A 19,379-nucleotide genomic window follows, 5' to 3' on the forward strand; every position below is an offset into this window, starting at 1 on the left:
GGAGGGCCGGTCAGGCGGCGTCGTCGAGGCGCATGGTGCGTCGGTTGTATGCGGGTAGCGGTCGGCGTTGCGGATCGATCGACACGGGCGGTACGAGCCAGGGGTGGCGGTCGAAACCCATCACGATGTCCCACCCGTGGTGGTGGACCTGTGTGTGGCAGCGCTGGCAGAGCAGGCAGCCGTTGTCGAGATCGGTGGGTCCGCCGTCGGCCCACGGCCTGATGTGATGCACCTGCGTATGGGACTGCGGTGCACCACATTTGATGCAGCACGCGTCGCGGACGATGATCGCTTTGCGTAAGTGTGACGGATACAACCGGCGGGTGTGACCCATCTGAAGCGGTACGCCCTCACTATCGAGGATGATCTCCGTGAGCGAGCCGTCGCACGACACCTGTTTCGCGGTGGCGTGGCTGACCGATCCGGTCCACGGCAGTGTTGCGAGGTCTCCGGTGGCGGGGATGGTCAGCATCAGTTGCGTGCGTGGGCTTCCGACGGTGTTGATGCTCGTGCCGATCGCGGCTTGGTCGAGGATCAGTTCGAAGGCGTCGGCGCGGCGTTGCTCGGCGGTGCGACGATCCTCGGCGCCGTCGGGTTCGGGGCGTGGGCAGGACCGTTCGTCGATCATGGCCTGGAACTTCTCGCCGACGATCTGGGTGAGGTCGGCGCGGACTTCGACGCGTCCGTCGTCGGTGGTGTGCGTGTTCACCGCATTGAGAGATGGGTCGTCGGCGGCCGGTACACCGGTGTCGGCGGTGTCCGCCAGAATATTGGCGATGGCTCGGCCATGCTTGAGCACTTCTGTCGGTGTTGCGCCGGAGAGTGCTTGGGCGATGAGTTCGAGTTCGTACTGGGCGCGCTCGTCATCGGAAAGGGCTTTGTGACAACGCTTCTCGATCTCGTTGATCCCTCGCACGATGGCATCGACGACCTCGCCGGACAGTCGCCCGTCGGCAGCGTGACGCGCCACAGCGGGCAGGTTGGGCAGGGCGTCGACACTGCGCATGGCGCGAAGAGCGGCGGCCGGTGCATGTCCTGACTCGATCAGCAGCTTCTTGGTGGTGCTACCGGCCTTCTGGGTGACGCCGAGTTCGTCGAGTTGCGCTGCATGGGCGACGATTTGATGATCGGCGAGGTTGCGGATAAGGCGCCACGTGTCAAGTGCGTCGAATGTTGCTCTGCCCGTGGGATCGTCGGCGGGTGGGGCGGTCTCGACGAGCTGATCGAGGAGCGTGGTGAGCTCTGGCATGACTCCAAGGTACAGGAACATGGGTTCGATTTCGAGGAGTTTCCACAGGCTCGGAATCGCGAAACTGACTACTGTGCAGCATTTTTCGTTGATTGTGCCTCGATCGTCGTCAGTAGTCTAATCCTGTCACATACGTACCGTATTCTGTCCCAGAACGGTAGATGTGCTGCTGACCGACGACTGTCGTGTGCCCGAATGTCGCGCGTCGTCCTGCTGCAGAGGTATCTGCTTGTCCAGGAAGCGGTCGATTACTCCTGAGCACAGGCGCTGCTCGTCGGGTGATTGATGGTGGACGGCCGGCCACCGAGGTGGCACGGGAACTCAACGTCCACGAGATCGCAAGGTGCCGCCCGACCGAGGCGGCGGGTGAGCGCGCGGAACGGACCAGACTGCGTGCCGAGCTCGCCGAGAGGGACCGTGACGTCGCGCTACGGAAAAAAGTTTCGGCGTACTATGCGGCGCAGCATCATCGGTGAGTCGTTTCGAATTCATCGCCGCGGAGTGCGCCGGCCATCTTGTCATGAAAGGCGGTGCGCCTCTCATCATTTAGCGGACTGGATTTCTGCGCGTGCAGGTCGGCAACGCCGCGTCGAGTTGACGCCACGACAGCGGCGGCGCCGCGATCTGGAGGTGTCTGGCGCACTGGCAGGCCACGCGACGCACCTACGGTTCACCGCGTACTACTGCCGCACGCCGAGGCGGGTCCGGTCTCTCAGCTCGATTCGGCGGCGTCGTTCGCACCGGACCTGGTTCGCCGCCGGTTCGATCAGGGCGGTGTCAATATCGTCCGGAATCGCCTGCGAGTGGGCAACTCATGACTCCGGTCGACAACCCGGAGGGGCGTGAGCTGTGTTGTCGGCGGGGTCGAACCCGCTGAAGAATGATCGCCCACATCCAACATCGATCTACGTCAGACGAGCGACGCTGGTCGTCACCCGCCCTCGATGAATGCCCTGTGCGTTCGACACTCTCGGGCACGCGCCTCAGTAGTAGTACGGGTAATCGTCCCAGCGCGGGTCGCGCTTCTCGAGGAACGCGTCACGCCCTTCGACGGCTTCGTCGGTCATGTAGGCCAGGCGGGTCGCCTCACCGGCGAACACCTGCTGACCCATGAGGCCGTCGTCGGTGAGGTTGAACGCGAACTTCAGCATGCGCTGCGCTGTCGGCGACTTGCTGTTGATCCGGCGCGCCCAGTCGATGGCGGTGGCCTCCAGCTCGGCGTGCGGGGCGACGCGGTTGACCGCGCCCATCCGGTGCATGGTCTCGGCGTCGTAGGCCTCCCCGAGGAAGAAGATCTCGCGCGCGAACTTCTGCCCGACCTGCTTGGCGAGGTAGGCGCTCCCGTACCCGGCGTCGAAGGAACCCACATCGGCGTCGGTCTGCTTGAACCGGGCGTGCTCGGCCGAGGCGAGGGTCAGGTCGCACACGACGTGCAGCGAATGCCCGCCGCCGGCCGCCCAGCCGTTGACGACCGCGATCACGACCTTGGGCATCGTCCGGATCAGGCGCTGGACCTCCAGGATGTGCAACCGCCCGCCCTCGGCCTTCACCCGAGCCGCGTCGACCGTCTCGGCGCCGGCCGCCGCGACGTCGTCGTCGTGTGTCGTGGCGTACTGATAACCGCTACGCCCGCGGATGCGCTGATCGCCGCCGCTGCAGAACGCCCATCCGCCGTCCTTGGGGCTCGGGCCGTTGCCGGTCAGCAGGATCGTGCCGACGTCGGGCGACCGCCGCGCATGGTCGAGGACCCGGTACAGCTCGTCGACCGTGTGCGGGCGGAAGGCGTTGCGGACCTCGGGACGGTCGAATGCGACGCGCACGATCCCGTACTCGCGGCCCTCGCCGACGTGGCGGTGATAGGTGATGTCGGTCAGGTCGTCGAAGCCGGGCACCACCGCCCACGATGCCGGGTCGAAGGGTTGGCCGGAAAGTCCCTGGGTGTCGGGCGTCGCACTCATGGGGTCAGCCTATCGACGCGGCGACCGGGCGCTTCGCACGCCTGCAAGCGGCGGATTGGTCGGAAGAGGTCACGAAGTCGTGACGGGTTCGACGCGGATTGCATTCAACCATTGGATGCCTGCCGGTCTTCGGCTCGAACATCACCGAAATCTCAGTTTCGGATGCTTAGCTGTCCGTATGGCTGTTTGGGGGTGGATTCTGATCCTCGGGGGCGCGTGGTGTGTCGTGTCCGCGGCGGTCGCGGTGATCGTCGGGAGGGCGGTCCGGATCCGAGACGAGAAGGAACGCGGTCCGCGTGGCGTGCCGGACTACATACCCGAGTCCACACGCCGGCTGGCCCGGGGCGGGGTGTGTGTGGATCTCGCCGACCGTCGTCGCACGGAGGGGATAACCGACACCGACACCGACTAGGGCGCGGCACCGCCGCCTCTTATACGGTTGGCCGGTGAGTGAAGCGAACGATCGCGCCGTCGAGACCGTCGACGAGGACCCGCACGAGGGTGGTTTCCGGGCTCATGCGGCCATCACCACCGACCGCGGCGGACCCCGCTACGGCGAGTTCAGTGAGCAGGTCCGCCTGCTGATGGACAACGCCCGCTACGCCTGTCCCGACGACGAGCTCGTCGACGAACTCATCGAGTCACTGAAGGCGCTCAACGACCGGCTCGCCGATTCCCGGATCGACGAGTGGCACTCACCGGCGGGGACCCGCATCGACCTCCCGTCGCGCGGCAACATCACCCTGCCGCCGTATGTGGTCACCGAGGTGGACGACAACGGGGTCGTCGCCGAACTGACCTTCCGCGATTTCCACCTCGGCGGGAACAACGCCGCGCACGGCGGTCATGTCGCGGTCGCCTTCGACGACGTGGGCGGCTTTGCGTCGGCGGTCGCGATCCAGCATGTCAGCCGGACCGCGTACCTGACCGTGCAATACCGGTCGATCACACCGCTGAACACGCCGCTGCGAATCCACGCCTGGGCGGACCGGATCGAGGGGCGCAAGGTCTTCATCAAGGGCACCCTGCACGACGGCGACCGCCTCTGTGCGGAGATGGACGCCCTGTTCATCAAGCTCAACCCCGGTCAGGCCTGACCAGCACTCGTCGGCGGGCGCACGGCCAGACGACGGCTCACCTCCACCGGCGCATCCGTGCGCGACAGGCGCAGCACGATGGTCGGCGCCTCGCCGGCATCGAGGGGCCACGTCTCGAGCATCTCGTCGCGCAGGGCGGCCAGTTCGTCGCCGTGATTGCTCGACAGCGTTCGCGCGGTCGCGTCGTCCCCGGCGTAGAGGAACGTCGGTGTCATCGGGTGAACCGCGAAGCCGAGACGCTCGGCGGCCACCCACAGCTGCTGCGCAACGATCCCACCGCGGAGGTAATCGGCGGGGGTCGTGCCCTGCTGCACCAGGACCAGGATCGCCGACGACGACGCGGCCCGGGCGCCGGCATCGGCACCGAGTGCGGCACCGCCACCCCATTCGTCGAGCAACGCCATGACATCGGCACGCCGCAACACGTCCAGCATCCCCGCCATCGCCGGCGGCAGGTCGAGCGAGGCGACGTCGATGCCCTCGGCGGCGGCCGGATCGGTGGTGAGCTCGGCGAACATCTCCCGATGCAGTTCGGGCGTCAGGAACCGGGCGCGATCCGATCGGGCGATGATCGAGGCATATCGGTCGATGTCCGCGCGGTCGTCGAGCGCCACCAACCGGGTCCGATCACTCGTGGCGGCATCGTGCAGTCGGACGAGATCGGAGGCCGACAGCGGTGATCCGTCCCCGACTCCACGTCGGGTGCCGCGGGCGAGCAATGCGTCGAGTTCGGTCTCCGCGTCCGCGGAGCGCGACCCGGTGTCGATGCCCTTGAGGCGTGCCCGGCCGGCCAGCGTGTCGGCCGTGTCGACGATCTCGATGTCGTCGAGCACCCCGCGCGCGACGGCCGCGACCTGCGCGTTGTACAGAGCGGCGCCGACCGCCACCGCGGATGCCCGGTGCTCGACGTCGAGGGTCGAGGTGCGGGTGCGGTCCAGGACGATGGTGACGGCGTCGTCGTCGGCGATGATCTGCCAGGGCTGCTGGTTCCCGGCGGACGGCGCCCGGCTCGCGGCGTACACGACGAGTTCGCGATCCGTCATCGCCTCGATGGCGGGCTGCACCTGCGGACGGATCGGTTCGGCGTCGGCCGGTGGTTGTGCTGCGGGTATGAAGGTATGGGTGTCGATCGGGTCCTCGAGGCCGTCCAGCCAGGCGTCCCGGTCGAATCGGACGCGACCGGACGACAGGGACTTGCCCTGCACGAGGCGGCGGACGGCCGCGGCCACGGTGGCGCCGCCCAGGAGGACGTCGCCGCCGAGCTGCGGCCAGGCGGTGACCGTGTGCCCGAGCTCGATGGCCGACGCCGCCATCGGCGCGGTCACCTTCGTCGGCTCGAGTACCCGGACGGCGAGCGGGGTGAGCGACGCGCGGTCGAGTCCGACGAGATCTTCGATCCGCAGGTCGCCGGCCAGGCCGTGGAAAAGAGGCCGATCCGGTTCGAGGTCGAATCTCTCGACATCGAGGGTTCCGCCGTCGCTCGTCTCCATGAGGACCGGAATTCCTCGCTCGCGACATTTCTGGCGCACGAGGACCTTTACATCGAAAGAATCACATTCTTCGACGACGAGATCAAGGCCGTCGAGGAATTCATCGATGTTCTCGATTGTTATGCCGTCCACATGTACGACGGTGGTGAGATAGGGATCGATCTCGGAAATGCGTCGAGCGGCGATCACGGCCTTGTTGTCGTGAATATCCATGAGGGTCGCCGGAATTCGATTCATATTCGTGAGTTCGAGATCGTCGAAATCGGCAAGGCGTAATTCGCCGGCAAGACCTTCGAGTGCGAGCGTGAGTGATATCGCGTGTCCCACACTCAAACCGGCGACACCGATCCGGAGCTCGCCCGCAGCGGCTTGCTGCGACGCGGTCAGTTTGTGCCGGTTGCGGTCGAGCCGGAGGCGTCGGAACGTGCGCGGACCCGGGATCTTGACGAGGGCGTTACGCCAGGGAAAGTGCGCGTAACGAGGTGTCTCGTCCCGGAGAGCGGGCTCGGCGGGCGGGAGGAGTTCATCGAGCGCGCGGGCGGCGCCGGCCGTGATGTCGGACACAGTGAGGGACGGCTCCGCGGTCAACGCGGCGGGTAGTTCGTCCGGGAAGTAGAGGGTGGCGGCGGCATCCGGCGGCGTGTGCATAAGCCCATGGTGTCGCACGGCATTGCACGACGCCAACCGTCAAAGCGATGGTCGGGCAAAAAGAACTGCGCTTGTGGGAGTGCATAAATGTGGCCTTGTGGCAGCATTACACGCGGGGTCGGGGGAGATCTCGTCCTTAAATTTCCTAATTCCTGGAAGGCAATACTGCGATGAATAAGATGTCAGTCACCAATGATCAGGTTCGCACCGGCATGTTGCGATCGATCGCACCCGAAACCGGGGCGGAGTACTCGGTGGTCGTGGCGAGCCCACGGTCGGAGCCCGAACTGTGGCGTGAGTACCTCGCCGGCGCGGACGCGTCGTACCACCGCCACGGGTGCGCGGCCGCACTCGAATACGACGAGGTCGCCGGCGGCGAGGGCACCGCGATGTTCTTCGCGGTGCTCGACACCGAGGGCAAGGTCGTCGGCGGGCTACGGGTCCAGCCCCGGCTGGAGGCGGCTGCGCAGTCGCACGCGCTGGTCGAATGGGCGGGTCAGCCCGGTCAGGTGCAGCTCGTCAACGCCATCGAAGAACGCCTGCACGACGGCATCGTCGAGGTCAAGACGGCCTGGGTGGACGAGCGATCGGCGATCGCGGGGTCGGTGGCCGGTCAGTTGTCGCGGTTGGGGCTGGTCATCATGGAGATGTCCGGGGTCGGGGCCATGATGGCGACCGCGGCCGACCACGTTCTGCGCCGTTGGCAATCCGGTGGTGGACGCCTCGACGAGTCGGTGTCCGCGACGCCGTTCCCCGACGACCGGTACCGCACCCGGCTCATGTGGTGGGACCGCGCCCGGCTCGACACCCTCACCAGCCCGGAGACCTGGCGTCGGATGCGCCGGGAGGCCGACGCACTCCAGGCCGCGACGACTCAGCGCCCGCTGGTCCGGCTGTCGATGTCGACGAAGTCGGCCGGGCGTCGGTAGAAGACCTCGTACAGGCTCGCCGACGGCGGAGACACCGTCCGCTCGGCGTCGGCGGCATGTGCGCTCGGCGCGCCGTCGTTCCAGGTCACCGCGTCGATGGATTTGATGACCGTGGTGTCCCGGCCGTTCTCCTTGGCCTGATACACGCAGGCGTCGGCCTGACCCAGGAGGTTGCCGATCACGTCGTCGGTCGAATAGGCGGTGTCGAACCGGCCGGAGACCAGCGGGTCGCCGGCGACGCGCAGCGGCGCGCAGACGCCGCCGACGCTGATGGTGACCGGCGCTGCCGCGGCGACGGCGGCCCGTAGGCGTTCGGCGCTGAGCCACAGTTCGTCCGCGTCGTGCACGACGTGGAACATGAGGAACTCCTCGCCGCCGTAGCGGCACACCTCCGAACCCACGGGGGCGTGCTCGCGGATCGCGGCCGATGCCGCCAGCAGCACGCCGTCACCGGCGAGGTGGCCGTACTGGTCGTTGATCTTCTTGAAATGGTCGACGTCGAGCAGCAGGATGCCGATCCAACCGGTGGACGACCGTGCGGCCGAGAGGAGCTGCGATGCGCGGATCAGGAAGCCGCGCCGGTTCAGCAGGCCGGTCAGCGGGTCGATCCCGACCAAGCGGGTCTGCTGATCGAGCACGGCCTCCATCGACTTGCGCAATGCGACGACCAGGAAGACCGGCACCACGATCAGGCCGAGCATCGCGCCGAAGCTGATCAGGTACTCCGGCAGCGAGGGCGTCGTCACCGCGAGGACGGTTGCCGCACAGACGACCGCCAGCGCCAGATGGGACAGGATGAGTCGGGTGGTCGCCGAGATCGCGCCGATCGCCGGGATGACCGCGACGATGGCGAGGACGAGCGTCGACGATCGTGGCGAGGCCAGGATCATCGAGGTGCCGCAGATGCCCACGATCCCCAACCCGCCCAGGAACGCGAACTCGAGATCGGTCAGCCGGGCGCGGATGGCCGTCACCGCGAAGACGACCGCAATGAACGACCAGATGGTGAGCAGGATGGGCATGCCGCCCGGGTACAGCGTCTCGGGCGCGAGCACGCTGATGACCGGCAGCGGGATGACACCGCCGGTGCTGATCAGTGTCGCCATCGACCGGGCGTCGTAGCGCCGGAGCACCCTCCTGATCAACGACATCTACCACGACCGCTTTCCGTCGGCAGCTGTGGAGACAGCCGCTTGTTCGCCGAGATTCGCATTAATGCCACTGCGACTGCATTGGCGGAAACCACGTAATCTTTCGTGTCCTACGCATAGGCAATGAAAGCACCTTACCAGCAGTTTTGCCGCACCTCGCGGAATCGTTAGCAGCGCTGCCGAGAATAGTGGCGAATCGCCGGCCGCGCCGGTCCCAGATTTTGTGAACATCTGTCAAAAGAAATCGATGTCTCGACCCGGGCCCACGAAAAATTGCACACGGTTTCGTCGAACCGTCGCGGCGAGCATTTGTGAGAACGGTCATGACGGCCGGCCCTGGTCCGCCAACGGTGGCGCCTCGCCCTCCTTCCCGGAAGCGGACCGGCTGAGTAGTATCTCCGCGATGGAGAACTGCGGCGCCCCCGGCGTCGCCCTGGGGGGATCGGACCAGCGAATGACGTCGTGTTGACGTTGGGAACCTCGGTGATCGCGGTGTCGGTCGACCCGTACCACCGAGCTGTCGTCGCCTATGGCTACGAGACGTCGGCCGCGGCCGCCGAGCGCTTCATCGAACAGGTGCTGATGCCCATCAGTCCGCGGGCGCGTTTCCAGCGGCGGTCGGACTTCGACTGGCTCATCCACCTTCCGTGGACCGGCGCCGGTGACGACGAGAGTGGACGCAACGCACTGATCGAGGCGGCCCGCACCAAACTCGGTGCGCACACCGTGAGCGACGGGGAACGCAGCTGGTTCCTCGACGTGTGCATGGGCGTCGCCGTCGGAGATGTGCACCTCGCCGCCGAGTCCGAGGACGATCTGGTCCGCCACGCCGACGCCGCTCTGTGCATCGCGCTGAGCAGCCGCACCGCCGTCGCATTCGCATCGCCGACGACGCTGCGCCACATCCGGGCCGAGGTCGACCTCGCGGGTTGGCTCACCAGATCGGTCGAGCGCGACTTCTCCGTCTTCTACCAGCCGATCGTCGCGGTACCCGACCGGCGGGTCGTCGGTTACGAGTCGCTGCTCCGGTGGCACACCGAGTCCGGCGTGCTGGCTCCGGACGCGTTCCTGTCTGTGGCCGAGGGGATCTCACTGCTCGCCCCCATCGGACGGCACGCCATCGGCGAGGCCATCCGGGACCTGTCGGGGGAGATCACCCGGCACGTCGGGCCGAGCACGTTCGTCTCCCTCAACCTGTCCGGGCAGCAGTTGTGGGACGACGGGCTCGTCTCGTACGTCCACGGCCTGATCGACGGTCACGGTGTCGAGCCGTCGAGGGTCTGGGTCGAGGTGCGGGAGGACCAGGCGATCCGGGTCGACACCTCCGCGTCGCGGGCGATCGACGCGCTCCACGAACTCGGCTGCACGATCTGCATCGACGACCTGGGGGCCGGGTTCTCGGCCCTGCGCTACGTCCGCGATCTCCCGGTCGACGTCCTGAAGGTCGATCGGACGCTCATCGCGCAACTGGCCGACAGCTCGCCCGATCGCGCCGTCGTCCGCGCGATCGGTGAGATGGCCGCCGCCACCGGGGTGAAGATGGTCGCCGAGGGGATCGAATCCGAGGCGTTGCTCCCGATGCTCGAGGAGTTCGGGTTCGACTACGCCCAGGGCTTCCTGTTCGGCCGCCCGGCGCCGCTCGTCGAACTGTTCGGGTCTGACCGCTAAGCGGCCCGAACATGTTATGGCCCAACCTGCTCCCTGAGGAGGCCGGAGCTTGCGGAGGCCGTCACGAAGGGTCCTGGCGAGATGCGTCGCCAAGACCCTTCGTGGCTCGTCGCTATCGCTCCTCGCACCTCAGGGAGCAGAGAGAGACAGCGCCTCTCTACCCGACAGATCAACAGTTCTGCGGTTTGTTCGGACTAGTGAGCGGAATGATTCGTCGTCGATGGCACCTCCCGTTCGAAATGCGGTTGTTTCTTCAGAAGTGTTGCGGTCGTTGACGATCGGCTCATGTGACCGTACTGGTCTCGATCGCCTGTGGTCGGCCGGCCGACTCCACCTCGATCCGCCGCGGCTTGGCCTTCTCGGCGACCGGGATGGTCACGGTGAGAACGCCGTTGTCGTAGCGCGCCGAGATGGCCGCGCTGTCGATGGCGTCGCCGAGAGTCAGTTGGCGGCGGTAGGTTCCGGAGAATCGTTCGCTCGTCAGCCACTGCACGCCCTCGTCGGACGGCGTGCTCCGCTGGGCGGAGAGGGTGAGGACCCCGTTGTCGACGCTGACGTCGATGGAACCGGGATCGGCGCCGGGCAGATCGGCGATGAGCAGGTAGTGGTCCTCGACCTTGTACAGGTCCAGGGGCATGAAGCGGGGAGTGCGGGCAGTTCCGGCCGCTGAACCGGTCATCATGCCTCGGGTCCAGGCATCCATGTCGGAAAAGGGATCGAAACGAAGCACAGCAGTTCACCTCCTGATTCTCAAGGCTGCTCGCCACCCGTTAGACGAGCAGTTCATCGCTGTACTGCCAACGAAGATAGCACCGGATCCGGCACTCGTCTAGCACTCTGGAGGTGAGAGTGCCAGATTTTTCCGGGGCCCGAAGACGACGCCGCCCGACCGCGAGTTCGACTGTGCCGGAGTGGGTCCGGTCTGCGCCGGCGTGGCTGCCGGAGGGTCGAACGACGCGATCGGGCGGGGTCGGGTCAGGGTCAGTCGGTGAGCTCGGTGGCGTCGATGCTGAACCCGGCGTTGCGGAGACGGTCGATGAGAGCGTCGCCCATCGCCACGGCGGTCGTCAGCACTCCGGCCCGCTTGGGCAGGTGGTCGCGGTCGAGGGCCAATGCCAGCGCGCTCTCGGCGAGCATCACCGCGGTGGCCTTGTAACCGGGATCGCCCTGGGCGCGCATCCGGGCCTTGTAGCGTCGTCCGGTGGTCGTCCGCGTGAACGTGTCGACCACGAAATAACCGTTCTCGCGCGCCTTTTCGCTGGGTCCGTCACCGGGCTTCGGCAACACGCGGTCGAGGACACGTCGCGTGGGGCCGAAACTCATCGCTCCCATGAACGCGCCGGTGCCGACCGCGACGGCGCCGGCGATCAGGGTCGACACCGCGGGGACGCCGCCGACGCTCATCGTCTCCGCGTAGTGGAAGTCCTTGCCGTAAGCGTTGTCCAGCAACGCATTCGAGCGCCGCACGATCCGGGTGTTGTGGGCGGCCATGAAGAAGGGCGCGAGGGTGCCGCGCAGCGACGGGTCGACCTTCTTGGCGTTGATGATGGACAGGTCGCTCGGTTCGTCGGACAGGCTGACCCGCGGGACCTCGCCGGGGCCGCCCGAGAGGGCCTGCGGGTTGAGCATGAGCCGTCGGGACTGGGCGTTGCGGGCCTCCTCGGCGATGACCCGCATCGAGTCGATCGTTCCGCCGGAGATCCCGCCGCGGAAGGACGCGACGACGAGGGTCGTGTCGGTCATCTCGCCGGCGGCGTCGTCGGAGACCTTTCGATGCAGCGCGTAGGTGGTGATGTCGGAGGGCACGGAGTCGAAGCCGCAGGAGGGCACGATGCGGGCCCCCGAGGCGGCGGCGACGTCATGGACCTTGTCGATCGCGTACCGCACGAACGGCACCTCGCCGGTGAGGTCGACGTAATCGGTGCCGGCGGTGGCCGCCGCCACGATGAGGGCCTCGCCGTACTTGAGGTAGGGGCCGACGGTGGTGCAGACGACCTGGGTGCGCGCGACCATCGCGTCGAGCGCCGCGGGTGATTCCGCGTCGGCGATGATCAGCGGCCAGTCGTGTGCGCGCAACGGCAGCCGCTTGCGGGCGTCGGTCAGCTTCGACTCATTGCGGCCCGCCAACGCGATCTTCGTACCGATCGGCGCGTGGTCGGCCAGATACCGTGCCGTGAGTTCGCCGACGAAGCCGCTGGCGCCGTAGACCACGACGTCGAATTCGCGGCCGTGGGAGGTGGATGATGTCGTGTCGGTGTTCGATTCCCCGCTCATCTTCCCGACCTTACGTGGGACCGGGGTCACACGTAACCGTTGAGTCGGGCGAGACGGTCACGACGCCCGCCGAGCGGCGAGGCGCGCGGCGAAGGGCGCCACGAACAGCATGAGCAGGACGCGCAGGATCTGGGCGGCCACGACGAACGCGACGTTCCCGCCCGCCCCGGTGGCGGCGGCGAGGACGGCGTAGATCCCGCCCGGAGTGGTCGCGAGATAGCAGTCGAACATCGACTCGCCGGTCCACGCGGACAGCACGACGCCCAGCAGGGCGCAGCCGGCGCCGATGACAAGGATCAGCACGAGCGCCAGCGGCAGGACACGGCCGATCGCACGCAACCGCGGCATGGTGAATCCGAGGCCCGCCTGCCAGCCGATCACCGCGTAGGCGACCGCCAGCAGTGCGGGGGACACCTCGGCGGAACCGGCGATCCCGGTCAGCTCGGCCGCGGTGGCCAGCGCCAGCGGACCCAGCAGACCGGCTGCGGGCATGCGCAGCAACCGGCCGAGCGGGATCCCGACGCCCAGGCACACCGCCAGCAGCAACAGTCCCCAGCCCTGATTCTGCAGAGTTTCCGCCGACCAGGCGTCGGGTCCCGGTGCGACGGCTCCGCTTTCGGCACCGAACACGAGCGAGGCGACCACGGGGATGGTGACGGTGACCAGCGCGACGCGCAGGTACTGGATGACCGCGACCATCCGTTCGTCGCCGCCGAACTCGCGGGTCAGCGCCACCAGCCCGGACGCGCCGCCCGCGACGAGTGCCAGCGAGCCGGTCAGGGAGTCGACGTCTCGGTGCAGCCCGAGCAGGGCGCCGCAGGCGATCGAGATGACCAGTGTCCCCAGGCCGATGACGAGTACCGGGAACCACGACGACCCGAGTCCGCCGACGGTCTCGGGCTCGGCCATCGTGCCGATGAAGACGCCGAGGACACCCTGCGACGCCACGAACGCCCATCGCGGGACGATCGGGTCGTCGGATTCGTCGGCGTCGGTGTTCGTCCGGCCGGGCGCGCGCCCGGCGATCGCGAGGGCACCCGCGACCACGAGCCCCGCGAACAGGGCGGCGGCGTCGACCTCGAGGAGCTCCAGAACGAGCGTCGCGACCGCGGTGAGGAGTACCAGCACTGTCCAGCGACGCACTGGCTCCACAGTAGGCCCGCCGCCGGGAGCGGAGCGAGCGGGGCGAATGTCGCCGCCGGGAGCGGAGTGAGCGGGACCTCAGACCGGCCGGGCGGTCCCGACGGTCAGCGCGCCGAACGGCTTCGGTACGCCGGGCTGATAGAACGCATCGACCGGCCCGAGTGCGAAGCCGGCGGCAGTGAGCTCGGCGCGTACGTCGCGGGTGAGATGGCAGCCGCCTGCGACGCGTTTCTGGATCGGTTCGAGTCGGCGCTGCCACCGCCGGACGCGGGCGTCGGGGGCGGAACCGTGTTCGAGGAATCCGAGTTGTCCGTCCGGACGCAGCACGCGGCGGAGTTCGGCGAGCGCCGCCTGGTGGTCGGGGATGGTGCACAGGGTGAAGGTGGTGAGCGCGGCGTCGAACGAGTCGTCGTCGAACGGCAGTCGTTGGCCGTCGAGTCCGGCACGTTCGATGGGCACCGGGGAGGTGGCGACGCGGTCGGCGGCCATCGACCATCCGACGGTCGACGGTTCGACGGCCGCGACCTCGGTGAGCCCGGCCGGGTAGACGCCGACGTTGAGGCCCGAGCCGAAGCCGATCTCGATCATCCGGCCGGACAACGACGCGCAGGCCCGCGCGCGCAGCGGGGTCAACGCCGCCATGCCGCAGGTGCGCTCGATGAGGTGCGGCAGGACTCGATCGTCGTAAAAGCCCACGTGACGAGGGTAACCCCGCTCCCCGCCGCGATGTGTGGACTCGGGAGAGCACTAGGCTTGTGGGATGAACCGACCGGCCCAGAACGCCCCCGGGCCCAACCCGTCCACACTGCAGGCCCGGGTCATCGTCGACGAGATGATCCGCGGCGGTGTCCGCGAGGCCGTGCTGTGTCCGGGGTCGCGCAACGCGCCGCTCGCCTTCGCCCTCCACGCCGCCGACGCCGCCGGGCGATTGCGTCTGCACGTGCGGATCGACGAGCGCTCGGCGGGTTATCTGGCTCTGGGGCTCGCGGTGTCGTCTGGACAGCCCGTCCCCATCGTGATGACCAGCGGCACCGCCGTGGCGAACATGGGACCGGCGGTCTTCGAGGCCAACTATGCGCGGGTGCCCCTGGTCGTCGTCAGCGCCAACCGGCCGTACGAGCTGCTCGGTTCCGGCGCCAACCAGACCGTCGAACAGTTCGGCATCTTCGGGACCCAGGTGCGTGCGGCGATCAGTCTGGGCCTCGCCGAACAGGATCTCGACACCAACAGCCAGTGGCGGTCGGCGGTCGGTCGCGTGCTCGCCGCCGCCCGGGGCGCGCGTACCGGCAACGCCGGCCCGGTGCAGTTCGACATCCCGCTGCGCGAACCGCTGGTCCCCGACCCGGACGAACTCGCCGGCCCCGACCCGTCGACCGACCTCGGCTCCTTCTCCGGACGGCCCGGCGGACTGCCCTGGACGCAGGCGCCGGTCGGCAAGCTCGACGTCCCGCTGCCCATCGACCTGTCCCTGGACACCGTGGTCGTGTCGGGGCACGGGTCGGGTGTCCATCCGGGGCTTGCCGGGATCCCCACGGTCGCCGAACCGACGGCACCGCGGCCGGTGACGCCGCTGCATCCGCTGGGCCTGAACTCCGTCCGGCCCCAGCAGGCGATCATCTGCGGTCGGCCGACGCTGCACCGCGGGGTGTCCCGCCTGCTCGCCGACCCCGAGGTCCGCGTCTACGCGCTGACCACCGGTCCGCGCTGGCCCGACGTCTCCGGCAACGTCTACGCGACCGGCACCCGGATCGAGGTCGTCGGCGAGCCGCGCGAGGACTGGCTCAAGGAGTGCGCGGCGGTACAGGAGCGGGCGGCCTTCGCCGTCACCGCCGAACTCGACGAGCCGGGCCCGGCCACCGGGCTCCACGTCGCACGGGCGGTCAGCGACGCCATGGCCGCCGGCGACCAACTCGTCGTCGGCGCCAGCAACCCCATCCGGGACATCGCCCTGGCCGGCCGGATCACCGACGGGGTGCGGGTCCTCTCGAACCGCGGGGTCGCGGGTATCGACGGGACCAATTCGACGGCGATCGGTGCCGCCATGGCACGTGACCGGGATCAGGCCGGCGCGCGGACCATCGCCCTGATGGGCGACCTGACCTTCGTGCACGACGCGACCGGTCTGGTCATCGGCCCGGGCGAGCCGCGCCCGTCGTCGCTGCGGATCGTGGTCGCCAACGACGACGGCGGCGGGATCTTCGGTCTGCTCGAACAGGGCGACCCGCGCTACAACACCGGGCTGTACGCCGGGGCCTACGAGCGGGTCTTCGGGACCCCGCATCGGACCGACATCGCGTCGATGTGCGCGGGTTTCCACATCCCGCATCGTCGGGTCGGGGTCGGTGAGCTCGGCGCGGTGCTCGCCGAGGATCCTGCTCCCGGCGGGATCGAGGTCGTCGAGGTCGCCACCGACCGCGAACGGCTGCGATCCGTGCACGCGGCGATCGCAGCGCGACTGCGGTAGGGCTGTCGGTGCGTCCCGGCGGTGCGCGACCGGTCGGTCCGGCCACCGGCGGATCGGTGCCCGCTAGTCTGAACGGCATGAATCCGGTGATCCAGCGACGCGTGCAGCTCGGCCTGCTCGTCGTCGGCGTGACGATCACCTTCATGGCGATGACACTCATCGCCAGTTGTTTCAAGAACGATGCGACGATCGAGGCCAGCAAGGCGACCGTGATGGCCGAGGTCGTGTCCGTGGACAGCCTGCACGCCGCGGTGAATTTCCAGACACCCGACGGCTCGTTCCACAGTCCCCGCTTCGGGCTGCTGTATCCGACCGAGCTGAGCGAGGGACAGCGCATCAGCGTCGACTACGCGGTCTACAACCCGGATCTCGCCCGCCCGACCGGCCGCACAGCGGTGCTGTCGATCATCCCCGCCCTGTCGGTGATGGTCGGAGCGTGGCTCGTGATCGGCCTGCTGATGGTCGGGGTCGCGGAGTCCAGTCGCCGCTGGGCCCGCCGCGGCACCGCCGACGATGCTGTCGCCGAGGACTCCGACGCCGAGGACTCCGGCAGCGACGCGGCAGAACGGGACCCGGCCGCGGCCGACCGGGACGAGACCGTCAGCCCGGGATCACCCTGAGGTCTCCGCCGGCGACGACGATCGCCTCGGCGTCGGTCAGGAAGTGCAGCCGGTGCTCGGCGCCGAACCGTTGCCTCGTCGCCTCGATCGGTCCGCGACCCCCGACGGTGCCCTCCGCGTGCGGGATCACCGTGGTGTCGATGAGGCCGAGGCCCGCGGTCGAGGTCAGGGGTGCGGCCTCGGCGGGATCGTCGAGCAGCGCCAGGGGAGCGATGTCGGGGCCGACAACCGCGGCGCCCGCGCTGACCCCGATGTAGGGGAGGCCGGCGCGGACCGCGTCGACGAGGGTGCGGTCGGCACCCGCCAGGCGCAGCGCCCCGAGCAGGTGGAAGGTGTTGCCGCCGGCGACGAACACCGCGTCGACCCCGGCGAGCTCCCGGGTGAAGACGGCTGACCCGGTCAGTTCTGGATCGAGGTCGGTCACCTCGAAACCCTGCTGCCGAAGGGTGTCCCGCTCGAGGTCGAGCCACGCGTGATCGGTATAGATCGACGACGCGGTGGGGACGTAGCCGATGCGGCAGCCCGGCCCGGTCAACGGGGCGAGGAACTGCGGGACCGGGGTGAGCCAGCGACTCAGCAGCAGGAGGTGGGTGTCGGCCACCCCTCCACTCTGCCCGGTGGCCGGGGCAACGCACCGTTCATCCTGAATTGGGTGGGCCGACACGTGCGCCGTGTGGTCCGGTCAATTCTGCGGGGGACGATCGCGATCATGCGCGTCGCGATCGTCGCCGAGAGCTTCCTGCCCCAGATGAACGGGGTGGTCAATTCCGTCCTCCGGGTTGTCGACCATCTCGAGTCCACCGGCCACACCGCCGTCGTCATCGCACCCGACACCCCGCGCGGCGTGCCGGGCGGGCCGCGGATGGTCGGCCGCCGGACCCCGGTGCACCTGCTGCCCGCGGTGCAGGTGCCGCGGGTGACCTCGCTCCCGGTGGGAGTGCCGTCGCCGCTGCTGTACCGCACCCTGCGCGACTTCGAACCGGATGTCGTCCACCTGGCGTCACCGTTCGTGGTGGGTGCCGCGGGCGCAGTCGCTGCCCGGGCGCTCGGCGTGCCCGTGGTCGCCGTGTTCCAGACCGACGTCGCCGGGTTTGCGGCAGCGTACCGGCTGGGCGCGGTGGAGAAGCTGGCCTGGCGCTACACACGCCGGCTGCACGAGATGTGCGACCTCACCCTCGCGCCGTCGACCGCGACGCTGGAGGTCCTCGCCGCCCACGGCATACCGCGACTCGCGCGCTGGGGTCGCGGCGTCGACGTCGGACTCTTCTCGCCGGACAAGCGCGACCCGTCGCTGCGCGCGGACTGGCTGGGTGCCGCCCGCGACGCACTGGTGGTCGGGTTCGTGGGTCGGCTCGCGCCGGAGAAGCACGTCGAGCGCCTGGCCGGACTGTCGGGGAACCCGCGTGTGCAGTTGGTGATCGTCGGGGACGGCCCCGAGCGGGACCGGCTCCAGCGCGCGATGCCGGATGCGGTGTTCACCGGCGAACTGCGCGGGGAGGCGCTGGCCCGCGCGTACGCGAGCTTCGACGTCTTCGTGCACGCCGGCGAACACGAGACGTTCTGTCAGGCCATCCAGGAGGCGATGGCCAGCGGTCTGCCCGTGATCGGCCCCGACGCGGGCGGCCCCCGCGACCTGGTGTCGGCGTTCCGGACCGGATATCTGCTGGCGGTCGGACGCTTCGCCGAGGAGCTGCCCGCGATCGTCGAATCCCTGCACGACGAGTCGGTCCGGGCGGCGTTCGGCCGAGCCGCGGTACAGGCCGTGCGTGCGCGCACCTGGCCGTCGGTGTGCGCGGAGCTCGTCGGCCACTACGCGCGCGTGACGGGCCGCGGAGTCGTCACCGAGGTGGGGCGGCCCGCCTGAGGTCGCGGCCGACCGCCCGGCGAGACGACGCACCTCACGGCGGTCCTGGCCCGAACGACCGGTAGCGTGATCGGCATGTCATCGACGGGCGCGACACCACCGGAACGAGCGGGTCTGGGCCGGAGTGTCGGCCGGGCAAGTCTGGAGAAGGACCCGGCCGAGGTCGCGGCCATGTTCGACGGCGTCGCACGCCGCTACGACCTCACCAACACGGTCCTGTCGTTCGGCCGGGATCGCGGCTGGCGCAAGAAGACTCGTAGGGCACTCGACCTGCGTCCGGGCGACGTCGTCCTCGACCTCGCGGCGGGCACCGCGGTGTCGACCGTCGAACTCGCCTCCTCGGGGGCGCACTGCATCGCCGCGGACTTCTCGCTCGGCATGCTCAAGGCCGGTGCGCATCGGGACGTGCCGAAGGTCGCCGCCGACGCCCTGTCGCTCCCGTTCGCCGACGATTCGTTCGACGCCGCCACCATCTCCTTCGGTCTGCGCAACGTCAACGACGTCCCGACGGCGCTCGCCGAGCTCCGTCGGGTACTCAAGCCCGGCGGACGTCTGGTGATCTGCGAGTTCTCCACGCCGACGCTGAAGCCGTTCCGCACGGTGTACATGGAGTACCTGATGAAGGCGCTGCCCGCGGTCGCGACCAAGGTGTCGAGCAGCCCGGCCGCGTATGTCTATCTCGCCGAGTCGATCCGGGCGTGGCCGGACCAGTTCGCGCTGGGCGACCTCATCCGCGACGCCGGGTTCACCGGGGTGCGGTGGGAGAACATGACCGGTGGGATCGCCGCGATCCACTCGGCGCGGGCCTAGTGGTGTGTCTCGGA

At 68.7% G+C, this 19,379-nt stretch carries 17 protein-coding genes; 8 read left to right on the forward strand and 9 right to left on the reverse strand.

Going from position 1 to position 19,379, the window contains the following annotated elements:
- Positions 1-10 precede the first annotated feature (10 nt).
- Both M4D77_RS04690 and M4D77_RS04695 read right to left on the reverse strand, forming a co-directional pair.
- Positions 11-1,270: an HNH endonuclease signature motif containing protein gene (locus M4D77_RS04690; RefSeq protein ID WP_137809705.1), complete on the reverse strand. Its 1,260-nt coding sequence runs from the start codon at positions 1,268-1,270 to the stop codon at positions 11-13.
- Between the two features lie 962 nt (positions 1,271-2,232).
- Positions 2,233-3,207, reverse strand: a complete 975-nt coding sequence (locus tag M4D77_RS04695; protein ID WP_247451559.1) for a 1,4-dihydroxy-2-naphthoyl-CoA synthase — start codon at positions 3,205-3,207, stop codon at positions 2,233-2,235.
- Positions 3,208-3,385: 178 nt separating this feature from the next.
- On the opposite strand from M4D77_RS04695, the gene M4D77_RS04700 reads away from it, so the two are divergent.
- Positions 3,386-3,619 (forward strand): hypothetical protein, encoded by a 234-nt coding sequence (locus tag M4D77_RS04700; protein ID WP_240198861.1) that lies wholly within the window; start codon positions 3,386-3,388, stop codon positions 3,617-3,619.
- Positions 3,620-3,653: 34 nt separating this feature from the next.
- A complete protein-coding gene (locus M4D77_RS04705) occupies positions 3,654-4,304 on the forward strand; it encodes a PaaI family thioesterase (protein ID WP_259935645.1) in 651 nt (216 codons plus the stop codon).
- Here M4D77_RS04705 and M4D77_RS04710 read toward each other — a convergent pair.
- Positions 4,295-6,442 (reverse strand): Rv1355c family protein, encoded by a 2,148-nt coding sequence (locus tag M4D77_RS04710; protein WP_259935646.1) that lies wholly within the window; start codon positions 6,440-6,442, stop codon positions 4,295-4,297. The genes M4D77_RS04705 and M4D77_RS04710 overlap by 10 nt on opposite strands.
- Before the next feature lie 170 nt (positions 6,443-6,612).
- Here M4D77_RS04710 and M4D77_RS04715 point away from each other — a divergent pair, with 170 nt between their 5' ends.
- Positions 6,613-7,371 carry a hypothetical protein gene (locus M4D77_RS04715; protein ID WP_396266528.1) on the forward strand — a complete coding sequence of 253 codons (759 nt, stop codon included), beginning with the start codon at positions 6,613-6,615 and terminating at the stop codon, positions 7,369-7,371.
- On the opposite strand, the gene M4D77_RS04720 is transcribed toward M4D77_RS04715, so the two are convergent.
- A complete protein-coding gene (locus tag M4D77_RS04720) occupies positions 7,317-8,477 on the reverse strand; it encodes a GGDEF domain-containing protein (protein ID WP_259935647.1) in 1,161 nt (386 codons plus the stop codon). The genes M4D77_RS04715 and M4D77_RS04720 overlap by 55 nt on opposite strands.
- A 507-nt stretch (positions 8,478-8,984) precedes the next feature.
- On the opposite strand from M4D77_RS04720, the gene M4D77_RS04725 reads away from it, so the two are divergent.
- A complete protein-coding gene (locus M4D77_RS04725) occupies positions 8,985-10,190 on the forward strand; it encodes an EAL domain-containing protein (protein WP_259935648.1) in 1,206 nt (401 codons plus the stop codon).
- A 283-nt stretch (positions 10,191-10,473) separates the two neighbouring features.
- On the opposite strand, the gene M4D77_RS04730 is transcribed toward M4D77_RS04725, so the two are convergent.
- From M4D77_RS04730 to M4D77_RS04745, 4 genes are all read right to left on the reverse strand, one after another.
- Positions 10,474-10,920, reverse strand: coding sequence for an Hsp20/alpha crystallin family protein (locus tag M4D77_RS04730; RefSeq protein ID WP_058253341.1), 447 nt, complete (start codon positions 10,918-10,920; stop codon positions 10,474-10,476).
- Between the two features lie 251 nt (positions 10,921-11,171).
- Entirely contained in the window at positions 11,172-12,464 is a 1,293-nt protein-coding gene (locus M4D77_RS04735) for a trans-acting enoyl reductase family protein (RefSeq protein WP_058253359.1), read from the reverse strand.
- 57 nt (positions 12,465-12,521) lie between these two features.
- Complete coding sequence (locus M4D77_RS04740; RefSeq protein ID WP_247451564.1) at positions 12,522-13,607, reverse strand: AbrB family transcriptional regulator; 1,086 nt, start codon at positions 13,605-13,607, stop codon at positions 12,522-12,524.
- Between the two features lie 78 nt (positions 13,608-13,685).
- A complete protein-coding gene (locus tag M4D77_RS04745; RefSeq protein WP_058253339.1) occupies positions 13,686-14,303 on the reverse strand; it encodes a class I SAM-dependent methyltransferase in 618 nt (205 codons plus the stop codon).
- A gap of 64 nt (positions 14,304-14,367) precedes the next feature.
- Here M4D77_RS04745 and menD point away from each other — a divergent pair, with 64 nt between their 5' ends.
- Both menD and M4D77_RS04755 read left to right on the forward strand, forming a co-directional pair.
- Positions 14,368-16,071 (forward strand): 2-succinyl-5-enolpyruvyl-6-hydroxy-3-cyclohexene-1-carboxylic-acid synthase, encoded by a 1,704-nt coding sequence (gene menD / locus M4D77_RS04750; protein WP_159370194.1) that lies wholly within the window; start codon positions 14,368-14,370, stop codon positions 16,069-16,071.
- 77 nt (positions 16,072-16,148) lie between these two features.
- Complete coding sequence (locus tag M4D77_RS04755) at positions 16,149-16,691, forward strand: DUF3592 domain-containing protein (RefSeq protein ID WP_259935649.1); 543 nt, start codon at positions 16,149-16,151, stop codon at positions 16,689-16,691.
- Here the strand turns inward: M4D77_RS04755 and M4D77_RS04760 are convergent.
- Entirely contained in the window at positions 16,672-17,292 is a 621-nt protein-coding gene (locus M4D77_RS04760; RefSeq protein ID WP_247451567.1) for a Type 1 glutamine amidotransferase-like domain-containing protein, read from the reverse strand. The genes M4D77_RS04755 and M4D77_RS04760 overlap by 20 nt on opposite strands.
- 108 nt (positions 17,293-17,400) lie before the next feature.
- Between M4D77_RS04760 and M4D77_RS04765 the strand changes: the two genes are divergently transcribed.
- Together M4D77_RS04765 and M4D77_RS04770 are read left to right on the forward strand one after the other, a co-directional pair.
- Positions 17,401-18,555, forward strand: a complete 1,155-nt coding sequence (locus M4D77_RS04765) for a glycosyltransferase family 1 protein (RefSeq protein WP_247451568.1) — start codon at positions 17,401-17,403, stop codon at positions 18,553-18,555.
- Between the two features lie 75 nt (positions 18,556-18,630).
- The gene (locus M4D77_RS04770; RefSeq protein WP_058253357.1) at positions 18,631-19,365 is read left to right on the forward strand and encodes a demethylmenaquinone methyltransferase; all 735 of its coding nucleotides are present in this window, start codon (positions 18,631-18,633) and stop codon (positions 19,363-19,365) included.
- The last annotated feature ends 14 nt before the right edge of the window (positions 19,366-19,379 follow it).

It is taken from the genome of Gordonia sp. p3-SID1431 (assembly GCF_025143765.1).
GTDB classification, from domain to species: Bacteria; Actinomycetota; Actinomycetes; order Mycobacteriales; family Mycobacteriaceae; genus Gordonia; species Gordonia hongkongensis.